13 protein-coding genes and 1 pseudogene are annotated in these 7,085 nt (G+C 69.3%); 9 read left to right on the top strand and 5 right to left on the bottom strand.

Annotated elements, in window-relative coordinates; translation table 11 throughout:
* Positions 1-316: hypothetical protein (locus VFF46_RS22745; RefSeq protein ID WP_325039211.1), on the bottom strand; the 316-nt coding region annotated here is incomplete at its 3' end.
* A 196-nt stretch (positions 317-512) separates the two neighbouring features.
* On the opposite strand from VFF46_RS22745, the gene VFF46_RS22740 reads away from it, so the two are divergent.
* The 9 genes from VFF46_RS22740 to VFF46_RS22700 are packed head-to-tail and all read left to right on the top strand — an operon-like array spanning position 513 to position 5,025.
* A complete protein-coding gene (locus VFF46_RS22740; RefSeq protein ID WP_325039210.1) occupies positions 513-1,616 on the top strand; it encodes an SRPBCC family protein in 1,104 nt (367 codons plus the stop codon).
* Positions 1,617-1,640: 24 nt separating this feature from the next.
* The gene (gvpJ, locus tag VFF46_RS22735) at positions 1,641-2,090 is read left to right on the top strand and encodes a gas vesicle protein GvpJ (RefSeq protein ID WP_325039209.1); all 450 of its coding nucleotides are present in this window, start codon (positions 1,641-1,643) and stop codon (positions 2,088-2,090) included.
* On the top strand, positions 2,087-2,824 hold the full coding sequence (locus VFF46_RS22730) for a GvpL/GvpF family gas vesicle protein (protein WP_325039208.1): 738 nt from the start codon (positions 2,087-2,089) through the stop codon (positions 2,822-2,824). The genes gvpJ (VFF46_RS22735) and VFF46_RS22730 overlap by 4 nt, the downstream gene beginning before the upstream one ends.
* Positions 2,824-3,066 carry a gas vesicle protein GvpG gene (locus tag VFF46_RS22725; RefSeq protein WP_325039207.1) on the top strand — a complete coding sequence of 81 codons (243 nt, stop codon included), beginning with the start codon at positions 2,824-2,826 and terminating at the stop codon, positions 3,064-3,066. Before VFF46_RS22730 ends, VFF46_RS22725 begins: the two co-directional genes overlap by 1 nt.
* Positions 3,067-3,072: 6 nt before the next feature.
* Positions 3,073-3,465: a gas vesicle protein gene (locus VFF46_RS22720; protein ID WP_325039206.1), complete on the top strand. Its 393-nt coding sequence runs from the start codon at positions 3,073-3,075 to the stop codon at positions 3,463-3,465.
* 4 nt (positions 3,466-3,469) lie between these two features.
* Complete coding sequence (locus VFF46_RS22715; RefSeq protein WP_325039205.1) at positions 3,470-3,853, top strand: gas vesicle protein; 384 nt, start codon at positions 3,470-3,472, stop codon at positions 3,851-3,853.
* On the top strand, positions 3,846-4,598 hold the full coding sequence (locus VFF46_RS22710; protein ID WP_325039204.1) for a GvpL/GvpF family gas vesicle protein: 753 nt from the start codon (positions 3,846-3,848) through the stop codon (positions 4,596-4,598). The genes VFF46_RS22715 and VFF46_RS22710 overlap by 8 nt, the downstream gene beginning before the upstream one ends.
* Entirely contained in the window at positions 4,595-4,750 is a 156-nt protein-coding gene (gene gvpJ / locus VFF46_RS22705) for a gas vesicle protein GvpJ (RefSeq protein WP_325039203.1), read from the top strand. Before VFF46_RS22710 ends, gvpJ (VFF46_RS22705) begins: the two co-directional genes overlap by 4 nt.
* The gene (locus VFF46_RS22700; RefSeq protein ID WP_325039202.1) at positions 4,747-5,025 is read left to right on the top strand and encodes a gas vesicle protein K; all 279 of its coding nucleotides are present in this window, start codon (positions 4,747-4,749) and stop codon (positions 5,023-5,025) included. Before gvpJ (VFF46_RS22705) ends, VFF46_RS22700 begins: the two co-directional genes overlap by 4 nt.
* 8 nt (positions 5,026-5,033) lie before the next feature.
* Here VFF46_RS22700 and VFF46_RS22695 read toward each other — a convergent pair whose 3' ends face one another.
* From VFF46_RS22695 to VFF46_RS22680, 4 genes and pseudogenes are all read right to left on the bottom strand, one after another.
* Positions 5,034-5,249, bottom strand: coding sequence for a hypothetical protein (locus VFF46_RS22695; protein ID WP_325039201.1), 216 nt, complete (start codon positions 5,247-5,249; stop codon positions 5,034-5,036).
* A gap of 78 nt (positions 5,250-5,327) precedes the next feature.
* On the bottom strand, positions 5,328-5,729 hold the full coding sequence (locus VFF46_RS22690) for a PRC-barrel domain-containing protein (RefSeq protein ID WP_325039200.1): 402 nt from the start codon (positions 5,727-5,729) through the stop codon (positions 5,328-5,330).
* A gap of 281 nt (positions 5,730-6,010) precedes the next feature.
* Positions 6,011-6,586 carry a hemerythrin domain-containing protein gene (locus VFF46_RS22685; RefSeq protein ID WP_325039199.1) on the bottom strand — a complete coding sequence of 192 codons (576 nt, stop codon included), beginning with the start codon at positions 6,584-6,586 and terminating at the stop codon, positions 6,011-6,013.
* Positions 6,587-6,641: 55 nt separating this feature from the next.
* A pseudogene (locus tag VFF46_RS22680) lies at positions 6,642-7,085 on the bottom strand (hypothetical protein); the annotation flags it as partial.

Genomic DNA, 7,085 nt, shown 5'->3' with positions numbered 1-7,085 from the left:
ACGACGACGGGGCTCCGGCGCGTAAGCGGGCGTCGGGTCGGGGTGGGTCGGCGGATGACTCGGCTCCGGCGCGTAAGCGGGCGGGGCGGAAGGCGACCTCGGCCTCGACGTCGAAGCGAGCTAGTGGCTCGAGCACCTCGGGTACGGCGCGAGGTAGCGGCTCGGGTACCTCGGGTACGGCGAAGCGCCCGGCGGCTAAGAAGACCGCCGGGAAGAAGACCACGAGCCGGCGGCCGGCCAAGAAGACGGCAGCCAAGAAGACCGCTGCAAAGAAGACTGCGGCGAAGAAGACCGCAGCGAAGAAGACAACTGGCACTTCCCGGAAGCGTGGGTGACCGGACATGACTGAGCAGAGCACACGCAACCGACGAAGCAACCGAGACAGCAACCACGACAAAAACCGCGGCAACGGCGGTGGCAACAACCGCAACGGCGGCAGTAACGGCAGTAACGGCGGTAATGGGAGCCGTGACGGGGGTAAGGGTAGTGGGCTTTCGGTGGTGGGTGGGGGGTTGGAATCTTTGCTTGAGGAGCTGCCGGTCGGGCGGTTGAAGGACGAGTTGCAGGACGCGTTCACGGCGGTGGCGGAGCGGGTGATCGACCTTACTGCCGACAAGGTGGACGATCTCGCCGAGCGGTTGGGGGATGTCGCGGCGGGTGGGAGCTTCGGGGGCGGCGGTGGCGGCCTGAAGGGGTCGATGATCGGCGGCGCGCTCAAGAGCGGTGTCGAGGGAGTCAAGGACAAGATCGTCGGTTCCGGGAACGGCTCCGGGAATGCTTCCGGCGGCGGCTCGAGCAAGGCGGTCAAGGCGACCAACATCATCGAGCAGATCGATGTCGGTGTGCCGATCGACGTTGCCTACGACCTGTGGACGCAGTTCCAGGATTTCCCGGACTTCATGAAGAAGGTCGAGAGCGTCGAGCAGGAGTCGCCCGAGAAGCTCAACTGGCGGGCGAAGATCGTCTGGTCGCACCGCAGCTGGGAGGCGACGATCCTCGAGCAGGTCCCGGACGACCGGATCGTCTGGCGGTCGAAGGGCCAGAAGGGGCACGTCGACGGCTGCGTCACGTTCCACGACCTGGCACCGAACCTGACCCGGATCCTGCTGGTTCTCGAGTACTACCCGCAGGGCCTGTTCGAGCGGGTCGGGAACATCTGGCGCGCCCAGGGCCGCCGCGCCCGGCTGGAGCTGAAGCACTTCCGCCGGCACGTGATGACCCGCACGATCCTCGACCCGGACAGCCTCGAGGGCTGGCGCGGCGAGATCCGCGACTCCGAGGTCGTCCGCGACCACGGCGAGCCCGAACCGGACGCCGACGAGACCGACGACGCCGAGTACGACGAGACCGACGAAGCCGAGGACCAGGACGAGGACGACGAGGCTGACGACAGGTACGCCGACGACGAGGGCGACGAGGGCGACGAGGAACCAGCCGACGACCAGTACGACGACGAGGCCGAAGACGAAGACGAAGACGAAGACGCCGACGAGGACTCCGACGAGTACGACGACTGGGATGCGGACGAGGACTACGACGACGGGGCCGAGGACGAGGACTCCGACGACTACGACGACGCGCAGTACGACGACCGGCCCTCTCGCAGGGCGAGCTGATACCGACGAGAAGAGGTACTACTCATGACCGTTTCGGCGGTTGGACAGCGCCGCTCCGGCGGCTATCTCGAGCGGCCGGCACCGAGCAGCCTGGCCGACGTCATCGACACGATCCTCGACAAGGGCCTGGTCATCGACGCCTACGTCCGGGTCTCCCTGGTAGGCATCGAGCTCGTCACGATCGACGCCCGGATCGTGATCGCCAGTGTCGACACCTACCTGCGGTTCGCGGAGGCGACGAACCGGCTCGACCTCTACCAGCAGGGCGGCGAGAGCCTGCCGGAGGCGATCGAGGACATGCAGAAGGGCGGCGCCAAGGGCCGGACCCGAGGCGTCCTGAGCGGTGCCAAGGACGCCGCCAAGGACGCCCTGTTCGGTGACGACGACGAGGACGAGGAGCAGGAGCCCGAAGAACAACGCCGGCCACGTCGCCGACCGCGCCAGTCGTCCCGCCGCAGGAGCTCGGACGAATGAGCGGCGACCTGTACTACGTGTACGGCGTCGCGTTCGACGACGTGCAGCTGCCCGAAGACGTCCAGGGACTCGACGAGCGGCCGGTCGACGTGGTTCGCAGCGGAAGCCTGGCTGCCGTCGTCAGCGAACTCTCCACGGATCTCCGGCTCGGTAAGCGACGGCACCTGCTGACGCACAGCCGGGTGCTCGACACGATCGCGCAGCAGGCACCGATCGTCCCGCTCCGCTTCGGCACCGTGGTCGAAACCCGCGCGGCCGCGGTGGAACTGCTCGACGCCGCCGAGGACCGGCTCGTTCCGCTGCTGCACAGCCTGAACGGTACGTCGCAGTACACGGTGCACGCGCGGTACGACGAGCAGCAGGTGCTGGCCGAGATCGTTGCCGAGGACCCGCAGATCGCGGACCTGCACAGGCAGACCCGCGGTACGTCGGACGAGACCACGCTCAACGCCCGCCTGCGACTCGGCGAACTGGTCGCCGCCGCCCTGGACCACAAACGCGCGGCGGACGCACCGAGCGTGCTGGAACCGATCGCGAAACACGCCGTCGCGCACAGCGTGCGGAGTCCGGCGACCGACGTCGAACGACTGGTCGACGCGGCGTTCCTGGTCGAGGACCGGAACGCCGGACAGTTCGACCGGGCGGCGGAGGCGGTCGCCCGCGCCCTGCACGGGCGGGTCCGGATCAAGCTCGTCGGCCCGACCGCGCCGTACGACTTCGTCACGGAGCTCTGATGGGACTACTCACCGGCGTCCTGCTGTTGCCGCTGGCACCGATCCGGATGACGGTCGCGGTCGCCGATCAGCTGCGGCAGCAGGCGCTGCAGGAGTACTACGACCCGGACCGGATCAGGCAGCAGCTCGACGAGATCGACCGCTGGCGCACCGCCGGCGTCCTCGACGACGCGGCGGCCGACGCGCTGGAGGAGGAGCTGATCGACCGGCTCGTCGAGGGCAGAGCTGGAAGGGCTGGGTGATCGGAGATGGCAGCTCCGCGCAGGACCACTGCCGAGGAACCGGACCCGCGGAAGGCACCAGCGCGGAAGGCACCGGCGAAGAAGGCCGCGACGAAGAAGGCGGCGACGAAGCGACCGGCGGCGGATCGGCCCGCACCGAAGCGCGCGCCGATCCGGGACGTCGTACTGCGGTCGGCCGGTGAACTCGCGGACCTGATCGGGCAGCAGCCGGAAGGCGTCGTCGCCGTCGAGCAGGACGGCGACGGTGCCTGGAAGGTACAGGTCGAGGTGGTGGAGTCGCACCGGATCCCGGAGACCACCGACATCCTCGCAGTGTACGAACTGGTGGCCGACAGCAACGGTGAACTGCTGTCCTACCGCCGGCTGAACCGCTACGTTCGCGGGCAGATGGAGGGCTGATGTCATGAGCACCGTTCAGAGACAGCCGATGGGCGGGTACGGGATGACCCGGCCGGAGCCGGAGAGCCTGGCGGATCTGCTGGAACGCGTCCTGGACAAGGGCGTGGTGATCGCCGGCGACATCCGGGTCGACCTGCTCGAGATCGAACTGCTGACCATCCGGATCCGGCTGCTGCTGGTCTCGGTCGACAAGGCGGCCGAGATGGGCATCGACTGGTGGACCCGTGATCCGATGCTGTCCGGTTCCGCGGACGCCGAGGAACTCGAGCGGCTCCGCCGCCGGGTCGACGAACTGGAGGCCGAACGTGGCAACGACTCTGCCGACAAGCCGGACGACAACCCTGCCGACAACCGCGACGACGACAACCGGGACGACCGCCATGGCTGACAGCGGTTCGTACATCTATGCCGCCGGCCGCCACGTCGGCGACCTCGGCGGAGTACGCGGCCTGCGCGACGCGCCGCTGCGGGTCGTCAGCCGGGGCGATCTCGACGCGATCGTGAGTACCGTCGACCTGCAGGAGTTCGGCGAGGCCCCGCTGCGGCAGCACCTCGAGGATCTCGGCTGGCTCGAAGAGGTGGCGCGCGTCCACGACCGCGTGGTCCGGGCCGCCTGGACGGCGACCGGTGCCGTGGCGCCGTTCCGGCTGGCGACCATCTGCACGACCGACGAGGCGGTCCGCGGCCGGCTCACCGCGCTGTACGACGAACTCACGGCCGCGCTGGACCGTGTGGCCGGCCGCAGCGAATGGACCGTGAAGGCCTTCTTCGCGGGGCAGCCGGACCCGGCGGAAGCGGGCGACGTCACCACGGGTACGGCGTACCTGATGCGCCGCCGTCAGCAGGTCGATCGGCAGCACCAGGCGGCGGTGGACGCGCAGGCCGTTGCCGACGACATCCATCGCCGGCTCGCGGGTTCCGCGGACGCGTGCCGCCGGCTGCCGCCGCAGGACCGGCGGCTGACCGGGTACGCCGAGCCGATGATCCTGAACGGCGCCTACCTGGTCGACGACCGCGAACCCGACTCGTTCCGGCTGACCGTCGAGGAGCTCGCCGTCAGCCGTCCCGGGGTGCGGCTGACCCTGGACGGGCCGTGGCCGCCGTACTCCTTCACGTCCCTGGAGTCGGCGTGAAGGAGATCGCGCTCGTCGACCTGCTCGACCGCCTGCTCGGCGCCGGCGTCGTACTCGCCGGCGACATCGTGATCTCGCTGGCCGAGGTCGACCTGGTCGAGATCCGGCTGGCCGCGCTGATCCGGACGATCACCGAGGAGCCCGCCCGATGAACCTTCCGCAACGCATCGAGGCCGATCCCGAGACCGTCGAGCGCGAGCTCTTCCGGCTGGTGCTGACGATCGTCGAACTGATCCGCCAGCTGATGGAACGCCAGGCCCTCCGGCGCATCGACGACGGCGGCCTCTCGGCCGATCAGATCGAGCAGCTGGGCCTCGGCCTGATGCACCTCGAGGAGGCCGTCACGACGCTCCGTACCCGCTTCGACCTCACGCCCGAAGACCTGAACCTGGACCTCGGCCCACTCGGCTCGCTGCTCGGAGACTGACCCGCTCCTCAGCTGATCTTCAGTCGACGGCCGTGCTCATGACGGGCCGGATCTGGTGTCGGCATCAGGACGGTGCTCTGTGTGTCCTTCTCCGCGGCAGGCTCGGGAGCCGGCTCACGGATCGGCCCGCCGCCCAGCCGACGGTACTTCCACTGCTGCTCGTCGTAGTCGTAATACGTGTCAACGCCACCAACAATGACCACGGTCGCCTCCGAAGACGCCACGCCCGTCCCACCCCGCCCACTGCTGGACGGCTCACCCCCGGTGCCCAAATCAACCCAGTTCAACCGGCGCCTTGGTGCTCAGCGCGGGAACGGGCCCCAGTACGGCGGATATCCGTAGTACCCGTAGACGTTCTCGTAGTACCGACGCTCGACCACGACCTCCGGGTCGTACGTCGGCCCGCCGGCCACCTGATCGCGGTCCTGTGAGACGTGTACGACGTCGTCCTCGACGCGCGTGATCGCCTCCACCGGGACCATCAGCCTGCGCTGCCCGAGCCCGAACAGGCCACCCGAGCCGACCTCGAGGAACCGCACCCGCCGCTCGGCCTCGTCCACGATCAACCCGTCGACCTTGCCCACCTCGTCGCCGTTGCGGTCCACGACCTTCCGCCCACGCACGTCGTCGGCGAGGTCCGCCAGCTCCAGTCCCACATCCGTCAACCGGACCAACGTATGCGCATCCCGATCCTTGCTGGTCATCGGCTCACCATTCCCTTCACCACCCCCCGGCCACCGGCCGACGGCACTGGGAGCAACCACCGGTCGGTGACCTCCACCCGGTACCCAACCCCCGCTCCCCACACGCCACCGCATGAACCCAACCGCATTAGCAGCTGACCCAGCGTGCCCCAGCCTCTCTTCCACCGGAAGGCGACCGCCCGCTCGGCGAGCCCGGAGGCGGGCGCCCGGGCACTCCCCCGCATCTCAGCGAGCCCGGAGGCGGGCACCCGGGCACTCCCCCGCATCTCGGGTCGCGGGTGTCAGTCGCGGTTGCGGCCGGTCAGGGCGTCGCGGAGTTTGTCGATCATGCCGGTGCCGGGGGCGAGGATGAGGTTCAGGGGCGGCTTCGTCGGCGCGGACGGGTGCGGTCGGGTCGGGGCGGACGCCTTGGCCCGGGCGACCATCCGGCCGAGTTCGAGCAGCTCGTCCGGATCGCAGGCCTGCTGGAGCCGGGGAAGCAGGTCGCTCTCCTCCTCGCCGATGTGGTGCCGGACCTCGGTCGACAGCCTGCCGATCAGATCGTCGAACAGCCGGTCGGTGGCGTCGACGCCCTCCAGGTCCTTGAGCAGCCGTTCGACCTCGGCGTGTTCCTCGATCTCGTGGTCGGCGACCCGGTCGCCGTCCGGCAGGACCTTCCGGGCCGCCGGGTACATGTACATCTCCTCCGCCACCGAGTGCCGGACCAGCTCGGTCGTCAGGTGGTCGGCCAGTTCCCGCCGGTGCCGCGGCGTACCGCCGGCCGTGGCGAGTTCGGCGAAGATCAGCTCGACCGTTCGATGGTCGGCGACGATGACGCCGACCAGGTCATCCTGGTTGCCTGGGGCAACGGTAGCCATGAGTCCTCCTCGTTCTCGGTCGGCGGATGCGGTGCCCGGCCGCCGCGCGCCGAAACTACAGATCGCTGAGGAAGCTTCGGGGGTCGCCGGCGGCGCTGGCCGCGGAGTCGAGCCAGGCGCGCATTCCGTCCGGGTCGCGGCGTTCGAGTTCGTCCAGGCACTGTTGACGTGCCGTCACGATGCGAAGCCGGGCGGTGGTTGTCGTGGCCCGGCGCAGTGCCTCGTAGCTGTCGTGCCATTCGCGGCACAGCTCGAGCGTCGGGCGACTCATCTGCACGCCGCCGTCGTCCGAGGGCCGCGAGGCGAACTTGACGCAGTACCAGCGCATCGCAGGAGGCGAAGTCAGGGCCAGCATGATGGTCAGCAGCAGTACGGCGGGACCGAGGACGGTGCTGAGCCCGAAGACGACGCCTACCACCGCGGTCCCGGCCATCGCGTTGCACACCGTCCGCGCTCGCGACTTGGTCGGGCTGGGACCGCCTTCGGCTCCGTAGGCGGT

Origin of the sequence: Kribbella sp. (genome assembly GCF_035655035.1) — a bacterium.
In the GTDB taxonomy this organism is placed as follows: domain Bacteria; phylum Actinomycetota; class Actinomycetes; order Propionibacteriales; family Kribbellaceae; genus Kribbella.
Note: the sequence above shows the minus strand (reverse complement) of the source record. Positions and strands in the feature narration are given on the sequence as shown.

Bases quoted from the DNA above. Each gene is read 5' to 3' on its own strand.
- VFF46_RS22720 (WP_325039206.1), top strand. From the start codon at position 3,073: ATGGCAGCTCCGCGCAGGACCACTGCCGAGGAACCGGACCCGCGGAAG.
- VFF46_RS22690 (WP_325039200.1), bottom strand. From the start codon at position 5,729: ATGACCAGCAAGGATCGGGATGCGCATACGTTGGTCCGGTTGACGGAT.
- VFF46_RS22725 (WP_325039207.1), top strand. From the start codon at position 2,824: ATGGGACTACTCACCGGCGTCCTGCTGTTGCCGCTGGCACCGATCCGG.
- VFF46_RS22685 (WP_325039199.1), bottom strand. From the start codon at position 6,586: ATGGCTACCGTTGCCCCAGGCAACCAGGATGACCTGGTCGGCGTCATC.
- gvpJ (WP_325039209.1), top strand. From the start codon at position 1,641: ATGACCGTTTCGGCGGTTGGACAGCGCCGCTCCGGCGGCTATCTCGAG.
- VFF46_RS22710 (WP_325039204.1), top strand. From the start codon at position 3,846: ATGGCTGACAGCGGTTCGTACATCTATGCCGCCGGCCGCCACGTCGGC.
- VFF46_RS22715 (WP_325039205.1), top strand. From the start codon at position 3,470: ATGAGCACCGTTCAGAGACAGCCGATGGGCGGGTACGGGATGACCCGG.
- VFF46_RS22730 (WP_325039208.1), top strand. From the start codon at position 2,087: ATGAGCGGCGACCTGTACTACGTGTACGGCGTCGCGTTCGACGACGTG.
- VFF46_RS22700 (WP_325039202.1), top strand. From the start codon at position 4,747: ATGAACCTTCCGCAACGCATCGAGGCCGATCCCGAGACCGTCGAGCGC.